Annotated in this window: 12 protein-coding genes; 2 read left to right on the forward strand and 10 right to left on the reverse strand. The window is 67.7% G+C overall.

Translation table 11 applies throughout. From position 1 onward, the window contains the following. The 10 genes from lhgO to rpsT form a co-directional block, all read right to left on the reverse strand. The gene (gene lhgO, locus EDC64_RS15305) at positions 1 to 1,185 is read right to left on the reverse strand and encodes an L-2-hydroxyglutarate oxidase (protein ID WP_132032893.1); all 1,185 of its coding nucleotides are present in this window, start codon (positions 1,183 to 1,185) and stop codon (positions 1 to 3) included. A 54-nt stretch (positions 1,186 to 1,239) separates the two neighbouring features. After that, a complete protein-coding gene (locus EDC64_RS15310) occupies positions 1,240 to 3,087 on the reverse strand; it encodes a patatin-like phospholipase family protein (RefSeq protein ID WP_132032895.1) in 1,848 nt (615 codons plus the stop codon). A 71-nt stretch (positions 3,088 to 3,158) separates the two neighbouring features. Continuing rightward, positions 3,159 to 5,585: a DNA topoisomerase (ATP-hydrolyzing) subunit B gene (gene gyrB, locus EDC64_RS15315; protein ID WP_132032897.1), complete on the reverse strand. Its 2,427-nt coding sequence runs from the start codon at positions 5,583 to 5,585 to the stop codon at positions 3,159 to 3,161. Positions 5,586 to 5,638: 53 nt separating this feature from the next. After that, positions 5,639 to 6,253 (reverse strand): LysE family translocator, encoded by a 615-nt coding sequence (locus EDC64_RS15320; protein ID WP_132032899.1) that lies wholly within the window; start codon positions 6,251 to 6,253, stop codon positions 5,639 to 5,641. A 56-nt stretch (positions 6,254 to 6,309) separates the two neighbouring features. Continuing rightward, positions 6,310 to 6,849 (reverse strand): arsenate reductase ArsC, encoded by a 540-nt coding sequence (locus EDC64_RS15325; protein WP_132032901.1) that lies wholly within the window; start codon positions 6,847 to 6,849, stop codon positions 6,310 to 6,312. A gap of 146 nt (positions 6,850 to 6,995) precedes the next feature. Beyond that, entirely contained in the window at positions 6,996 to 7,637 is a 642-nt protein-coding gene (locus tag EDC64_RS15330) for a L,D-transpeptidase (protein ID WP_132032904.1), read from the reverse strand. 129 nt (positions 7,638 to 7,766) lie between these two features. Beyond that, positions 7,767 to 8,918 carry a DNA replication/repair protein RecF gene (gene recF / locus EDC64_RS15335; protein ID WP_132032906.1) on the reverse strand — a complete coding sequence of 384 codons (1,152 nt, stop codon included), beginning with the start codon at positions 8,916 to 8,918 and terminating at the stop codon, positions 7,767 to 7,769. Between the two features lie 12 nt (positions 8,919 to 8,930). Further along, positions 8,931 to 10,052 (reverse strand): DNA polymerase III subunit beta, encoded by a 1,122-nt coding sequence (dnaN, locus tag EDC64_RS15340; RefSeq protein WP_132032908.1) that lies wholly within the window; start codon positions 10,050 to 10,052, stop codon positions 8,931 to 8,933. 221 nt (positions 10,053 to 10,273) lie between these two features. Continuing rightward, the gene (gene dnaA, locus EDC64_RS15345) at positions 10,274 to 11,737 is read right to left on the reverse strand and encodes a chromosomal replication initiator protein DnaA (protein WP_132032910.1); all 1,464 of its coding nucleotides are present in this window, start codon (positions 11,735 to 11,737) and stop codon (positions 10,274 to 10,276) included. A gap of 972 nt (positions 11,738 to 12,709) precedes the next feature. Continuing rightward, entirely contained in the window at positions 12,710 to 12,976 is a 267-nt protein-coding gene (rpsT, locus tag EDC64_RS15350; protein ID WP_132032912.1) for a 30S ribosomal protein S20, read from the reverse strand. 265 nt (positions 12,977 to 13,241) lie between these two features. Here rpsT and EDC64_RS15355 point away from each other — a divergent pair, with 265 nt between their 5' ends. Together EDC64_RS15355 and EDC64_RS15360 are read left to right on the forward strand one after the other, a co-directional pair. Beyond that, positions 13,242 to 14,228, forward strand: coding sequence for a complex I NDUFA9 subunit family protein (locus EDC64_RS15355; protein WP_132032914.1), 987 nt, complete (start codon positions 13,242 to 13,244; stop codon positions 14,226 to 14,228). Positions 14,229 to 14,539: 311 nt separating this feature from the next. Further along, the gene (locus tag EDC64_RS15360) at positions 14,540 to 14,929 is read left to right on the forward strand and encodes a DUF1236 domain-containing protein (RefSeq protein WP_132032916.1); all 390 of its coding nucleotides are present in this window, start codon (positions 14,540 to 14,542) and stop codon (positions 14,927 to 14,929) included. Positions 14,930 to 14,950 lie beyond the last annotated feature (21 nt).

Here is a 14,950-nt window from a genome sequence, read left to right on the forward strand (position 1 = left end):
TCACGCCACCTTGTCGGCGATCATGGCCCCGATCGGCAGAGCCGAGGTGGCGGCCGGGGAGGGGGCGTTGCAGACATGGAGCATGCGGGGGGTTTCGACGAACAGGAAATCGTGCACCAGCGTCCCATCCGGCATGACGGCCTGGGCGCGGATTCCCGCGCGGTGCGGCTTCAGGTCGTCCAATGCGAGGTCCGGGCAATATTTGCGGCACGCGGCGAGATAGCCGCGCGGGAACAGCGAGTTTCCAAGTTCTTTTACGCTCGCGCCGGGATGCCGGATCAAGGTGCGCCAGAAGCCCGGGAAGCCCAGCGTGTCGGCGAGATCGCGGACATCGAGGGAAAACTTGGCATATCCCTCCCGCGCCATCCCGAGCACCGCATTCGGGCCGACCGTGACCGAGCCGTCGATCATGCGCGTCAGATGGATGCCGAGGAATGGCAGGGTCGGGTCCGGGACCGGATAGATCAGCGTCTTCACCACATCGTTCAGATGCGGCGCGAGCCGGTAATATTCGCCGCGGAACGGGACGATGCGGTGGGCGATTTTCAGGCCGGCGAGACGCGCCAGCCGGTCCGATTGCAGTCCGGCGCAGGCCACCAGCCGGCGGGCGCGATAGGCCACCCCGCCCGCCACCACCTCGACGGCCTCCGGTCCTTCGGTGATGGCCGTGACGGTGGCGCCGAGCCGGACGGTTCCGCCCGCGCTCGCGAAGTCGTCGCCCATCGCCGCGCACACGTGGCGATAATCGACGATCCCCGTGGTGGGGGCGAACAAAGCGGCGACGCCTGAAATCCGCGGCTCGCGGCGCTTCAGCTCCGCTGCGTCGAGCCGCTCCAGCGCCACGCCGTTGGCCGTCGCCCGCTCGTAGAGCGCGTCCATGCGTGCCTGCTCGGCGGCATCGGTCGCGACGATGGTCTTGCCGCAGACCTCGAAAGGGATGCCGTGGGCCGCGCAGAAGGCTTTGGTGGCGGCCGCGCCGCGCCGGCACAGCTCGGCCTTGAAACTGCCGGGGGCGTAATAGATCCCGGCATGGATGACGCCGCTATTGTGGCCGGTCTGGTGCCGGGCGAGTCCGTCTTCCTTTTCCAGCAGGAGGATGCCGGCCCCCGGCCGGCGCTCGGCGATCTGCATCGCCGTTGCGAGGCCCACGATCCCTCCGCCGATGACGATATAATCGTACAGCATCCGCACCTCCCGCCCGCTTTTAGCGCGGCGCGCGGCGCGCGGCGAGACGCCCGTTCAGGCGATGAGGCCGCGCTTGCGGAGATCCGCCCTGATCGGCGCGATCACGAGGCGGTCGATCCAGTTCTTCTTCTTGATCCACCAGACGCCGCGCAGACCGAGATCGACATACCAGGGCGGCGCGAACGTCTTCAGCAGCTTGCGTTTGAGGAGATCGGCACGCGTCAGGACCTTGGCCTTCAGCGCCGCGAGATCGAGATCGGTCGGGTTTTCGGGCCAAGGCGGCATCTCGGTATAAGCGGGATCGCCGAGGCGGCCGAGGAGGGGAATGATGGGGAGATGGTCGACCAGGGGACCGGTTCCCCCGACCTGCTTCGCGCGCACATAGGCCGTCCGGGTCGCCGGATCGGTCCAGCCGGCGAGGAGGGGATTGACGACGCCCTTTTCCGGATCCGCCGGGAGCACGAAGATCCGCTCGAGAAAGCGCTGGCAGTTGCGGCGGCCGAGCATGAAATCGTGGTGGCGGAACGCTTCGGAGAGAAAGCCGCCGAAGCCGCCGAGCGCGCCGCTCGCAATCGCGTAACGCTCGGGCGTCTTGTCCCCCCGCCCGAGATAGCGCACCGGCAGAATGGCGAAGCGGCTCGCGACGCCGGGCTCCCGGGCAAGCGCGAGTTCCTCCGGCTTGAACCGCGCCTGGGCGATCAAAGCGGGCAGGAAGGCCTTCAGGACGCCGATGATGTCGCGATGCGCGTCCGGCTCGAAACCCGGATCGAAGGCGGCGAGATCGGGGAAGGGATCGATCAGGATGACCGCGCGATGCGCCTTCTCCGGTTCGCGCGGATTGCGGCCGCCGTCCGCGAGATGGGTGCGGGCGAGTTCCAGCGGTTCATTGTTGAACACGCCGCCGTCCACACTCACGAATCCGTAGCCGGTGGGAAACTGCGTGGCCGCGTCCAGCGGCGGCAGACGGCACGCGCCGCCGGAAGCCGTCGATGCGTCCGGCGGGGGCGTCGACGACGCGCTCGAAAAGTACCAGTCCCGGTCGACATAATCGCTGAAATCGCGCGTGATGACCCGCGCCGCCAAGCCGATGGGGAAGGCGCCGGAGGCGAGCGCGGCGTCCGCGAGGGTGGACCAATCGGCGCCGTCGCCCGGGGTCAGCGTGGTGCTGGCGGGGAGGCGAACATGGACGTCGCGGCTGTAGCAGAAGCGCAGATGGTCGGCATGCAGCGACATCTGGTGCTCGCTCGCGCCTGGCGCGCCGCTGTCGAGCGGCAGCGCATAGCGCACCCCGCGCAAATTTCCGAGACACAGGAAGATCGCCATCTTGTCGGCGAGATAGGTGCGGGTCCGGTCGGTCTGTCTGGCGTAGGCCAGCGCCTGCCTGGTGATGTCGTCGAGCACGTCGCAATTCAGCAAGGATCGCACCGGCGCCTCGCCCGCGAGGTCGGCGGGGTCGAGCAGCCTGTCGTGGGAGATCCGTCGCACCCACGCCTCGTAGAAGGGATTGCCGGTCTCGCGCAATTTATCGGCGGGCGTGGCGCTCGGTACCGGATCGAAGCGCGCGCCGAAGGCGGCGGCCGCGATCGCCGTCACCATTGCTCCGGCCGAGGCGCCAGCCATGGTTTCGATCGACACGCGGTGCGGCGGATCGAAGATCGGCTTTTCCTCCGCGCCCCCCGCCGACAGCCGCGACACGTCGCGCCCCGCCCGGACGTCGTCGATCGCGTCGAGGGCCTCGATGAGGAAATCCATCACGCCGGCGGTATAGGCGCCGGCCGAAATCGCGCCCGCCATGACGAGGCCGATCTCGAATTTCGACGGCGGCGGATCCACGCCGCGCGCCGCCGCTGGTGATGTCTCCGGCTCGTCCGGACTGCGCTCCGGCCGCGTTTCGCCTTCCATCTGCACGCCCCCCGCTGTCGCGGGAAGTGTGACTCACTTCATGGTTGTGTAAAGCGCAATTGCAGTGCGCATCAGACGTCGACGGTCGCCTTCAGCGCGTTCGCCTGGATGAATTCGCGGCGCGGCTCGACGAGATCGCCCATCAGGCGGTTGAACAGATCGTCCGCCGCGTCCAGTTCCTTGACCCGCACCTGAAGCAGAGAGCGGGCATTGACGTCGAGCGTGGTCTCCCAGAGCTGTCCGGGATTCATTTCGCCGAGGCCTTTGTAGCGCTGCAGGCTCAGCCCCTTGCGACCGGCATCGGTGACGGCGTCGAACAGATCGATCGGGCCGTAGACCCATGTCTCCTCGGCCTTGCGCTTCAGGCTGGCGCCCTGGTCGAACGCGCCGTCGAGATCGGCGGCGAGGCTGTCGAGCCGGCGCGCTTCCGGCGCGGAGAGGAAGGCCACGTCGAGCAGGGTGGTTTCCAGGACGCCGCGCACGGTGCGCGAGAAGCGCAGTCCGGTTTCGTCGGCGGTGCCGACCCAGCCGCGCTCGGTTTCCTCCGCGAGCGTGTCGAGACGCGCGGCGGTGCGCGCCGCCGCGTCCGCCGCGGTGCCGGGGTCGGACAGCAGCCCCGGCGCGAGCGCCCGGGCCAGCGCCGCCTGTTCGGCGACCGCCTTCTTGTAGCGCGGATGAAGGGCGTTCAGCGCGCCCCGGAACTGGCGGCTGACCTCGACCAAGGCCGCGAGGTCGGCCCCGGTGCGCACTTCGCCCGAGGCGAGATAGAGGCCGGCATCGTCGGTCCCGGCGGTGATGAGATAATCCTCCAGCGCCCGTTCGTCCTTGATGTAGCTCTCGGACTTGCCGCGCGCGACTTTGTAGAGCGGCGGTTGGGCGATGTAGAGGTGCCCGTGCTCGACGATCTCCGGCATCTGCCGGAAGAAGAAGGTGAGCAGCAAGGTGCGGATGTGGGAGCCGTCCACGTCCGCATCGGTCATGATGATGATCTTGTGGTAGCGCAGCTTGGCGATGTCGAAATCGTCACGGCCGATGCCGGTGCCGAGGGCGGTGATCAGCGTGCCGATCTGCTCGGAGGACAGCATCTTGTCGAAGCGGGCGCGCTCGACATTGAGGATCTTGCCGCGCAGCGGCAGCACCGCCTGAAACGCGCGGTCGCGGCCCTGCTTGGCCGAGCCGCCGGCGGAATCGCCCTCGACGATGAACAGTTCGGACTTCGCCGGATCGCGTTCCTGGCAGTCGGCGAGCTTGCCGGGCAGGGAGGCGATGTCGAGCGGGTTCTTGCGGCGCGTGAGTTCGCGGGCGCGGCGCGCGGCCTCGCGGGCGGCGGCGGCTTCCGTCACCTTGCCGATCACCGCCTTGGCCTCGGCGGGATTTTCCTCGAGCCAGGTGCTGAGCGCCTCGCCGACCAGGGATTCGACCACCGGGCGGACCTCGGAGGAAACCAGCTTGTCCTTCGTCTGCGACGAGAATTTCGGGTCCGGCACCTTCACGGACAGAACCGCGGTCAGACCTTCCCGGCAATCCTCGCCGGTGAGAGTGACCTTCTCCTTCTTGGCGATGCCGGAGGAATCCGCATAGCCCATGACCTGGCGCGTGAGGGCGGCGGCGAACCCCGTGAAATGGGTGCCGCGGTCACGCTGCGGGATGTTGTTGGTGAAGCACAGGACGTTCTCGTGATAGCCGTCGTTCCAGGACAGCGCGGCTTCCACGGTGATGCCGTCGCGCTCGGCGCGCATCACGACCGGCTTGGCCAGGACCGCCTGCTTGGAGCGGTCGAGATAGCGGACGAACGCTTCGACGCCGCCCTCATACATCAGATCCTCGACCCGGCTCTCGCCGGCCCGCGCATCGGTCAGGATGATGTGGACGCCGGAATTCAGGAAGGCCAGTTCCCGCAGCCGGTGCTCCAGCGTCGCATAGTCGAACTGGATGTGGGTGAAGGTTTCCGGGCTGGGGACGAAAGTGACCTTGGTGCCGCGCTTGCCGGGCGGGGCATCGCCCACCACGCGCAGCGGCGCCTCCGCATCGCCATGGCGGAAGCGCATGTAATGCTCTTTGCCGTCGCGCCAGATGGTGAGGTCCAGGGTGGTGGAGAGCGCATTCACCACCGAAACGCCGACGCCGTGCAGGCCGCCGGACACCTTGTAGGAATTCTGGTTGAACTTCCCGCCGGCGTGCAGCTGCGTCATGATGACTTCGGCGGCCGACACCCCTTCTTCGTGGTGGATGTCGGTGGGAATGCCGCGTCCATCGTCGGTCACCGTGACGGAGCCGTCCGCATTGAGCGTGACGGTCACTTCCTGGGCATAGCCGGCCAGGGCCTCGTCGATGGCGTTGTCCACCACCTCGTAGACCATGTGGTGCAGGCCGGAGCCGTCATCGGTGTCGCCGATATACATGCCCGGACGCTTGCGCACGGCGTCGAGGCCCTTCAGGACCTGGATCGACTGGGCGCCATAATCGTTGGGGGATGCCGCGGGCGCGGGCTCGGCCATGGTGATGTCTCGAATCGTTGGAAGCGTTGAACTCTTGTACCGCAAAGACGCGGTTATTTGGTGGCGACCGCAGCCGCCGCGCCGGCCATCGCGACGCCGCAGCTCCGGTTGAGCCAGCGCATGGCCCGCGACGAAGCGAAAAGGCGCCGCGCCCGGTCGGCGACCCGCACATAGCCGGCAAACACGACGGTGAGCACCACGGCGATGATCGCGCTCATCTCGACGAAGCCGAGCATGGTGAGGCGGGTGAGGTCGACCAAAGTGGGCAGCAGTGCGAGATAGAAGGCCATGGTCTTGGGATTGCCCATGGAGACGGCGAGGCCGGCGCCGAACAGGCCGAGCGGCCCGCGATCACGCACGGGCGCCTCCGCCCGCTGCGGGGCGGGGGGCGCCGTCCACAGGCGATAGGCGAGATACAGCAGATAAGCGGCGCCGGCGAGGCGCACGACGACGAAGAGGCTGCCCATCGTAGCGGCCAGCGCCGCGAGGCCGAGACAGGCGGCGGCCAGCCACAGAATGTCGCCGAAGGCGAGGGCGGCGATGAAGGCGCCGGACCCGGCGCGGCCGCGCGCCAGCGTGCGCGCAACGATCGCGACGACGGCCGGACCGGGGGAGGCCGCCGCGACCGTCAGAACGCCCGCGAACACGGCGAGGGTGGCGAAATCCATCCCTCACGTGTGCGCGCATGCACGCGCGCGGTCAACCCCCCGGCGCGCGCGGGTCCTCAGTCGACCTTTTCGGCCGAGGCGGAGGCGCCGTCCTGCTGGCCGATCGCCTGAAGGTGGCTGTGCAGCGAGAGGCGGTCGAGGCTCTTCAGCGGCAGCGCTGAAAAAGCGAGCAGGCGGTTCTTGAGGAAATGGAAGGCGGTCTCGAAGGCCCGCTCCTTGTCGATCGGCGAGCCGTCGATGGTCGAGGGATTCTCGATCCCCCAATGCGCCGTCGCCGGGTCACCCGGCCATTCCGGGGTTTCTTCGCCGGCCGCCTCGTCGCAGAGCGTGAAGATGAAGTCCATTTCCGGAGCATCGGGACCGAGGAATTCCTCGACCGACTTCGAGCGGAGCCCGATAATGGGATAGCCTTCCGCAACGAGGGTTTCGAGTGCGTAGGGATTGACTTCGCTCGCCGGCCTGGTCCCGGCGGAATAGGCGCGGAACCGCCCGTTGCCGTCGCGGTTCAAGATCGCCTCGGCCATGATCGAGCGGCCGCAATTGGTGTTGCACAGGAACAGCACTGTGTACGGCGCAACGTCGTCGGGAACGCTCATTCACCCCTCCATCCGGCCTCGCCCCGGCCGCCCGCCGACACTTCCCACGCGGTTCGTGAAGGTGATGTGACAAACGGGAGGAGGCGTTGCGCAGCGGCATGTCCGGGATGGCGAGGCCGGAGAGCAACGACGCGCCGCGCGCGTCCTCACATCACATAAACCCGGGTGCCGAGGGGAACGCGCTCGTAGAGATCGATGATATCCTGGTTGAGCAGCCGGATGCAGCCCGAGGAGACCTGCGTCCCGATGCTCCAGGGTTCGGTCGTGCCGTGCAGGCGGAAGAGGGTGTCGCGGTCGCCGTCATAGAGATAGAGGGCGCGCGGACCGAGTGGATTGTCCTCACCGCCGGGAAGGCCGCCGGCATAGGGGCCGTAGCGTGCCGGCTGAAGCCGGATCATGTTGGCGGTGGGGGTCCAGCTCGGCCATTTCTCCTTGCGCTTGATGGTCGCCCATCCGCGATAGGAATAGCCCTCCTTGCCGACGCCGACACCGTAGCGAACCGCCTTCCCGTCCTTCAGGACGAAATAGAGAAAGCGGTTCGACACATCCACCACGATCGTTCCGGGAGGATATTTGGCGCGATAATCGACGATGCGACGATAGAATTGCGGGTCGATCTCGCTGGTGTCCACCGCCGCCACCGGGAACGGCTCGCCGCCGACGGGCCCGTACATCGACAGGGGCGAGGTCATGCTGCCATCGGTCTGGCAGGCGGCGAGGGCGAGGGGCGCACCGAGGAGGAAGAGACGCCGGCTGATCTCGGCAGGCTTGTGTCTGTCGCTGGCCATGGGTCCCGTCTGAAAACGAATCACGTACATCTGCGTAGCATGCGGCGCGGCGGCGCGGGTTGCAGCCCCGCCACACTGCGGCAAAACCCTGGATCCAGAGCCGGCGACTCGCGCAAACGTGACGCTGGCTCACCCCTGCGCTTCCACCGTCCCGGGCTCGACGATGAAATGCTCGGCGCCGGTCAGGCCGGCAAAAGCGGTGGCGTCGGTCCCGGTCATGAAGACCTGGGCGCTCAGCCGAGCGAGCGCCTGGAACAGACCCTCCCGCCGGTCCCGGTCGAGATAGGCGACGACGTCGTCGAGCAGGACGATCGGCGCCTGGCCGTGCATCGCCGTCACCAGACGGGCATGGGAGAGGACGAGGCCGATGAGCAGCGATTTCTGTTCCCCGGTCGAGCAGCGCGCCGCAGCCACCGCCTTGGGGCCGTGGGAGACCAGGAGGTCCGACAGATGCGGGCCGTCGAGCGTGCGGCCTGCCGCGCGGTCGCGCGGCCGGGCGTCGCGCAGGTGCGCGCGGTAGCGCTCCTCGACTTCGAGCGCGGGCCGGGTGGCGAGCCAGCGTTCCACCGCGCCCTCGAGGGCCAGGTCGGCGAACGGGAAGGGGGAGGCGGCGTCGCGCGCCGCGGCGATCTCTCCGGCGAGGCGGCCGACGGTCTCGAGCCGGGCCGCCGCGACCGCGACGGCGAGCTCGGCGAGTTCGTGCTCGATCGCGTCGAGCAGGCGCGCATCGGCGCCGTCCTCCAGCGCCCGATTGCGGGTGCGCAGCGCCCGCTCCAACGCATTCACCCGCGCGCCATGCTCGCCATCCACCGCCAGAACCAGCCGATCGAGAAAGCGGCGGCGATCCGACGGCGGACCGAGAAACAGGCCGTCCATGTCGGGCGTCAGCCAGACCACCTTGACGAAAGCGAGGAAAGCGATGGGCGAGGAGACGGCCTCTCCGTCGATCCGGCACCGCCGCCCGGCCGGCGCGTCCGGGCGCGGCGGATCAATGCCCGTGCCGAGCCGCACGGTTCCACCGGCGCCGGTGATCTGCGCCGCAACGGCCCAGGAGCCGTCCCCCGCCGCATGGGCGACCTCCTCCAGCCGCGCCCGGCGCAGACCGCGCCCCGGCGACAGAAAGGAGACCGCTTCGAGGAGATTGGTCTTTCCCGCCCCGTTCGGCCCGGTGAGGATGACGGGTCCGGGGCCGAGGGTGACCTGCGCGGCGGGATAGGAGCGGAATCGCGTCAGGGTGAGGCGGGTCAGCACCGCGCGCTTCGCGGCCTCGGGCTCAGGCATGGGAGACCGTGCTCACACCCGCATGGGCATGAGCACGTACAGCGAATCCGTCTTGTTGCCGTCGCGCACCAAAGTCGGCGAACCGGGGTCGGCCAGCTTCAGCTCGGCGGTATCGCCTTCGAGTTGCGCCGCGATGTCGAGCAGATAGCGGCTGTTGAAGCCGATTTCGAGCGGCTCGGAGGCATAGTCCACCTCCAGTTCCTCGGTCGCACTGCCGGAATCGGGGTTGGTCACCGACAGAACCAGCCGGCCCTCCGACAGCGACAGCTTCACCGCGCGGCCGCGCTCGGACGAGACGGTCGAGACACGGTCCACGGCGGCGGCGAAATCGCCTTTGTCGACGCTCAGCGTCTTGTCGTTGCCGGTGGGGATCACCCGGCCATAATCCGGGAAGGTGCCGTCGATCAGCTTGGAGGTCAGCACGATGGCGCCGACACCGACGCGGATCTTGGTTGCGGACAGAGACACGGTGACGTCGGCATTGGCGTCGTCCAGGAGCTTCTGCACCTCGGCGACGGTCTTGCGTGGGACGATGACGCCCGGAAGGCCCGCCGCTCCCGCCGGCGCGGGCAATTCCGCCTGGGCGAGGCGGTGCCCGTCGGTCGCGACGGCGCGCAGCATCGTCTCGTCGCCCGCGCCGCGCGTGACGTGGAGATAGATGCCGTTGAGATAATAGCGCGTCTCTTCCGTGGAGATGGCGAACTGGGTCTTGTCGATCAGGTGGCGCAGCTGTGCGGCCTTCAGGGTGAAGGTGTGGCTGAACTCGCCGGCCGCGAGATCTGGGAAGTCCGCCTCGGGAAGGGTCTGAAGGGTGAAGCGGGCGCGCGAGGCGCGCACCGAAAGGTGGCCGCGCTCGCGGTCGACTTCGAGCAGGATCTGCGCGCCGTCGGGCAGCTTGCGCACGATGTCGTAGAGAACGTGCGCCGGCACGGTGGTCGCCCCCGGCTGCGCGACCTCGGCGGGCACCTCCTCGATCACTTCGAGATCGAGATCGGTCGCCTTCAGCGACAGACCGGTCTGGCCGGCTTTCACCAGCACGTTGGCGAGGATCGGAATGGTATTGCGGCGCTCGACGACGCGGTGAACATGGCTGAGCGACTTGAGCAGCTCGGCGCGTTCGACGGTGACCTTCATGGCCTGATCCGTGACCTTCGCTCAGGGAAACATGGCGGACCGACGGACGCCGATCCGGTCCGCGCTCGCATGCGCGAACGGCGGGGGTGCCGACATTGCCGTTGGTGCCCGCTCAAAGCAAGTGCGCGACGGCGATTTCCCCGGGTCCGCGCCGCGCTTCGCCGCACCGCGTGGGGCGTTAATTCGGCTGGGGGCGCCGTGCGCGGCCTTTGGAGCCGACCCTATTCGTTCACGAGGCGCTTCAGCACCTCGATCTCTTCCGCCAGCGCGCGGTCGGTGGCGATCAGCCCGTCGATCTTACGCACGGCGTGCAGCACCGTGGTGTGATCCCGTCCGCCGAAGCGCCGGCCGATTTCGGGCAGAGAGCGCAAGGTGAGGGTCTTGGCGAGATACATCGCGATCTGGCGCGGCTTCACCACATTGGCAGTGCGGCGCTGCGACAGGATGTCGGCGCGCGACACGTTGTAATGCTTCGCCACCACCCGCAGAATCTCGTCGACCCGCACCCGCTTGGGATCGGACGGGCGCACCAGATCGCGGATGGCGTTCTCGGCCATTTCCAGCGTGACCGGCTCGCCGGTCAGTTTGTTGAAGGCGAGCAGCTTGTTCAAGGCGCCGTCGAGGTCGCGCCCGCTCTGGCCGACATTGCGCGCGACGAGTTCGAGAACGGCGGGGGGGACGGCGAAGCCGCGATGCTGCTCCGACAAAGCCGCCGACCGCGCCTTCAGGATCTGGTGGCGCAATTCCTCCTCGAGCGGCGCGAGTTCCACCACGAGGCCGCCGGCGAGGCGCGAGCGCACCCGGTCGTCGAGCGCGTCGAGCTCGGCGGGACCGCGGTCCGCGGCCACCATCACCTGCCGTCCGGAATCCATCAAAGAATTGAGGGTGTGGCAGAATTCCTGCTGGATATTCTTGCCCGTCAGGAATTGCAGATCGTCGATCAGCAGCGTGTCGATGCTGCGCAGCGCATCCTTGAAGGCGATCGCGGCATGGCTCTTCAGCGCCGCGACGAAGCCGTACATGAAGCGCTCGGCGGTGAGATAGACGACGCGGCGGCCACGCGCCGCTCCGGCCCAGGCCACCGCCTGGAGCAGATGCGTCTTCCCGAGCCCGACCGCGGCATGAAGATAGAGCGGGTTGAAGACCGGGCCGGCGCCGGCCGCCGCCTCGGCGACCTGCCGGGCCGCCGCATGGGCGAGAGTGTTCGACTTGCCCAGGACATAGGTGTCGAAGGTGAGGCGCGGATCGAGCGGCGATCCCACCGCGACGTCGGCCGCATCGCGCGTCGGCCCGAGCGACGTGCGGGGCTCGACGGCCGGTTCTGCGACCACGACCCGCGGCTCGCGCGCCGCCTTGAGGGGCTGGCTGCGCATCACCGCCGAGCGCACGGCGACGTCGACCTTTTGGGGGCGTCCGGATTCTTCGCGCCACAGATCGGTGAGGCGCTCGGAATAATGCCCCTGGATCCAGGACTTCAAAAACCGCGTCGGAACCGAAAGACGGACGCAATCCCCCTCGACCTTGTCGAGTTCGAGGCGGGCGAACCAGGAGAGATAGGATTCTTCCCCGATCTCTGCGCGCAGCCGCGAACGGACGCGATCCCACTGCTCCGCCCCCAATTCGGCCGCAGCCCCCGCAAGCGCAGGTCCGAACTTGGCGACGTCAACGGCTTCTGGTTTCAACATCGATACGTCATCCGCGCGAGGCGGCTCCCTGGCTGGAACGCACCGGCGCCGGCGCCGGTCGGGCGCGCGCACATGTGCTTGGAAGGGTGAGGGGCCGGTTGGCCGGGGGAGGGGTCCTAGCGACCCCTGGGCGCTCGCTCGTCCTCGGACGAAGACCCGTCTGCCGCGCCATCGCAGGCGGCTGGATCGCGAAGGTGAGCGCCTGAATCCGCGCTGGTGCAAGAAGTCATAGCTGCCCCACCTGCCGCGGATCAAGTGTCCCGCGGACCGTAATTAGTAAGCTGTTGTGATTTTTGAGCGTGAAATTCTGAACGCTTACAAGTTCAAGAACAGAACACGACCCGCAACTGTCGGTTCACCGAAGTCTAGGTGACAGGTAAAATCGGAGGGGCATAGAACGAAGATAAACATACTGCGCCCTCCCTCTGCCACGAAGGTCCGTGAAATCTTCAGTCTGTTGATGAAGTCGGGGTCAGCCCCCGAGGTGAGATTGAACATACACAGGCGGTGCGGGGCGTGCAACGCCTTTCCCGGACGGGGAGGATTGCGGGGGAAACCGCGCCTCTCGGATCATCCGAAGGCGCTTTTACTTCAGCCGGCAAACCTCTGATGACGCAGTGAGAATCAAGGGGCTCTGGGCGCTTCGACAGAGCCGGGGGGATGCGGCACCATAAGGTTTTATATTACCACAGTCTATGGTGGTCTTTCGGTCGTCCTGGTGCTTGGTGCCTAACCTCTTAAAGCGGAAGCTGATTTCCTGCTCGGGTTGTAGCGGTTGAAAACCGGCATTTGCGGCGGCGTGGCCAAATTGTCGCCCTTGACCCCGCCGGGATCGCCCGTAACAGGCGGCGGCGACTCGACTTGCCGCCAGCGTTGCAAAACGGCAACATGTTGGATGCTGCAACGCAAAAGGCCCGGCGCGAGCCGGGCCTTTCCTCAAACCGCATCGGTCCGTTGGACCGGCGCGCCGCCTCAGGCGCTGAGCTTGCGCAGCTGGCTCGCGAGACGCGAGACCTTCCGGGACGCGGTGTTCTTGTGCAGCACACCCTTGGTGACGGCGCGCATGAGTTCCGGCTCCGCAGCCTTGAACGCTGCGGTCGCCGCGGCGGCATCGCCGGAGGCGAGGGCGTCGTCGAACTTGCGCAGATAGGTGCGCACCCGCGAGCGACGCGAACGGTTGATCTCCGTGCGGCGCTCGATTTTCCGCGCCGCCTTCTTGGCGGAGGGCGTATTGGCCATCGGCCGACCTCTGTTCAGTATGGCGCTCGGCGTCGTCCCGAAGGACCCCAGCCGCGCAGCAGTGAATGGCTATTGGTGCCGGCAACCTCAGCCGCCAGCGAAGTGACGGGCTTATAAGTGCGCGGCGGGTCCGCGTCAACTGTTCCCCTGCCTTGCGACGCCGTGGTCTCTGGACGGAACGGAAGGGGTTCGCGTATGTGCTGACACGCGACAGAATAGGAAACGCGCGAGCGCTCGCGCGATTCCTTATACCGAGGGAAGAGGCATGAGCGAAGTGGCGGTGGCCGACCGGCCCGTGACCGACAGCCTTGTGACCGTATTCGGCGGATCTGGCTTCCTCGGCCGATACGTGGTGCGGGCGCTGGCGAAGCGCGGCTACCGAATCCGTGTCCCGGTGCGCCGGCCCGATCTGGCAGGCTTCCTCCAGCCGCTCGGCTATGTCGGCCAGATTCAGGTGATGCAGGCGAATGTCCGCTTTCCCGCTTCGGTGCTGGCGGCGGCCGCCGGATCCGAATGCGTGATCAATCTGGTCGGCGTCCTCGCGCCGAGCGGGCGCCAGAGCTTCGATGCCGTCCATGCCTTCGGCGCCAAGGCGATTGCCATGGCGGCCACCGAGGCGGGTGCCGGCCTTGTGCACGTCTCGGCCATCGGCGCCGATGCCGAGTCCGAAGTCGCTTATGCCCGCACCAAGGGCGAGGGGGAGGCGGCGGCGCGCGCCGCCGTGCCGAACGCGACCATCGTGCGCCCCTCGATCGTATTCGGACCGGAGGATCAGTTCTTCAACCGCTTCGCCGCCCTCTCCCGCTTCACACCGGCGCTGCCGCTGATCGGCGGCGGCCATACCCGTTTCCAGCCTGTCTTCGTGGGCGACGTCGCCGCGGCGATCCAGCGTTTGGTCGAAGGCAAAGGCGTGCCGGGCGCGACCTATGAGCTCGGCGGTCCCGAAGTGCGCACCTTCCGGGAACTCATGGAACTGATGCTGCACGAGATCGGCAGCAAGCGGCTGCTGGTCGATCTGCCGTTCGGTGTGGCCGATTTTCAGGCGCGCTTCCTGGAAATGCTGCCGAAGCCGCTTCTCACCCGCGACCAGGTGGCGATGCTGCGATCGGACAATGTGGTCAGCGAGGCGGCGATCGCCGAGGGGCGCACCCTGACAGGGCTCGGCATCGCCCCCGCCTCGCTCGCGAGCGTTCTGCCGAGCTATCTGTGGCGGTTCCGCAAAGCCGGCCAATTCACCCGCGTCGAGACCTGACGCCCGGGTCGGCGGCGATGACGCCGCGCCCGCTTCGCGCCGGTCGTCTCGGCCCGTCTTCTCGCGATATGGGACGGCCGCCGCAGGCATTCTCAGGCTCGAGGCAGGGGGGTTCCGGGGCGCCGCAATCGGCCGTCAAGTCGCGCCGACACCAAGTATAGCGAGGCTGGAATATCCCGCGCCGGGGTCGATTCGCCGAGCGTGGGCGCGACGGTAATGTAATATCTGTTGATCGCATTTCGGATCCAAGGATGGAACGATGGCCTAGCTGCACCGTTTCGCAATCGGTTCTAAGACACAGGAGAAATCCGATGCGAAATCGTATTGTTGCGGCAGCCGCTGCTTTGGCCATGCTCACCCCGAGCCTCGCTTTCGCCCAGGCTTCGACCGCGACGGGCGCCGTGGGCGGCGCCGCGGTCGGGGCCGTGGTCGGCGGTCCGGTGGGCGCGGTGGTCGGCGGCGCGGTCGGCGCCACGATGGGTGCGGCGGCCGAGCCCCCGCAGGCCGTGCGGACTTATGTGGTGCAGGAGAGCCGCCCCTCGGTCCGCATGGATGGGCAGGTGGTGGTGGGAGAGCCGCTGCCGCGCACCGTGGAAGTCTATTCCGTGCCGAACTACAACCAGTATGGCTACACCGTCGTCAACGAACAGCGCGTGATCGTCGATCCGAACACGCGCCGGGTGATCCAGGTCGTTCCCTGATCCTGCGGGCGAGGCGGCCCT

Source organism: Aquabacter spiritensis, assembly GCF_004346185.1.
In the GTDB taxonomy this organism is placed as follows: Bacteria; Pseudomonadota; Alphaproteobacteria; order Rhizobiales; family Xanthobacteraceae; genus Aquabacter; species Aquabacter spiritensis.

Excerpts from the sequence above, each read along its gene's own strand:
- EDC64_RS15330 (WP_132032904.1), bottom strand. The coding sequence starts at position 7,637 with ATGGCCAGCGACAGACACAAGCCTGCCGAGATCAGCCGGCGTCTCTTC.
- EDC64_RS15310 (WP_132032895.1), bottom strand. The coding sequence starts at position 3,087 with ATGGAAGGCGAAACGCGGCCGGAGCGCAGTCCGGACGAGCCGGAGACA.
- EDC64_RS15325 (WP_132032901.1), bottom strand. The coding sequence starts at position 6,849 with ATGAGCGTTCCCGACGACGTTGCGCCGTACACAGTGCTGTTCCTGTGC.
- dnaA (WP_132032910.1), bottom strand. The coding sequence starts at position 11,737 with ATGTTGAAACCAGAAGCCGTTGACGTCGCCAAGTTCGGACCTGCGCTT.
- gyrB (WP_132032897.1), bottom strand. The coding sequence starts at position 5,585 with ATGGCCGAGCCCGCGCCCGCGGCATCCCCCAACGATTATGGCGCCCAG.
- rpsT (WP_132032912.1), bottom strand. The coding sequence starts at position 12,976 with ATGGCCAATACGCCCTCCGCCAAGAAGGCGGCGCGGAAAATCGAGCGC.
- EDC64_RS15360 (WP_132032916.1), top strand. The coding sequence starts at position 14,540 with ATGCGAAATCGTATTGTTGCGGCAGCCGCTGCTTTGGCCATGCTCACC.
- lhgO (WP_132032893.1), bottom strand. The coding sequence starts at position 1,185 with ATGCTGTACGATTATATCGTCATCGGCGGAGGGATCGTGGGCCTCGCA.
- recF (WP_132032906.1), bottom strand. The coding sequence starts at position 8,918 with ATGCCTGAGCCCGAGGCCGCGAAGCGCGCGGTGCTGACCCGCCTCACC.
- dnaN (WP_132032908.1), bottom strand. The coding sequence starts at position 10,052 with ATGAAGGTCACCGTCGAACGCGCCGAGCTGCTCAAGTCGCTCAGCCAT.
- EDC64_RS15320 (WP_132032899.1), bottom strand. The coding sequence starts at position 6,253 with ATGGATTTCGCCACCCTCGCCGTGTTCGCGGGCGTTCTGACGGTCGCG.
- EDC64_RS15355 (WP_132032914.1), top strand. The coding sequence starts at position 13,242 with ATGAGCGAAGTGGCGGTGGCCGACCGGCCCGTGACCGACAGCCTTGTG.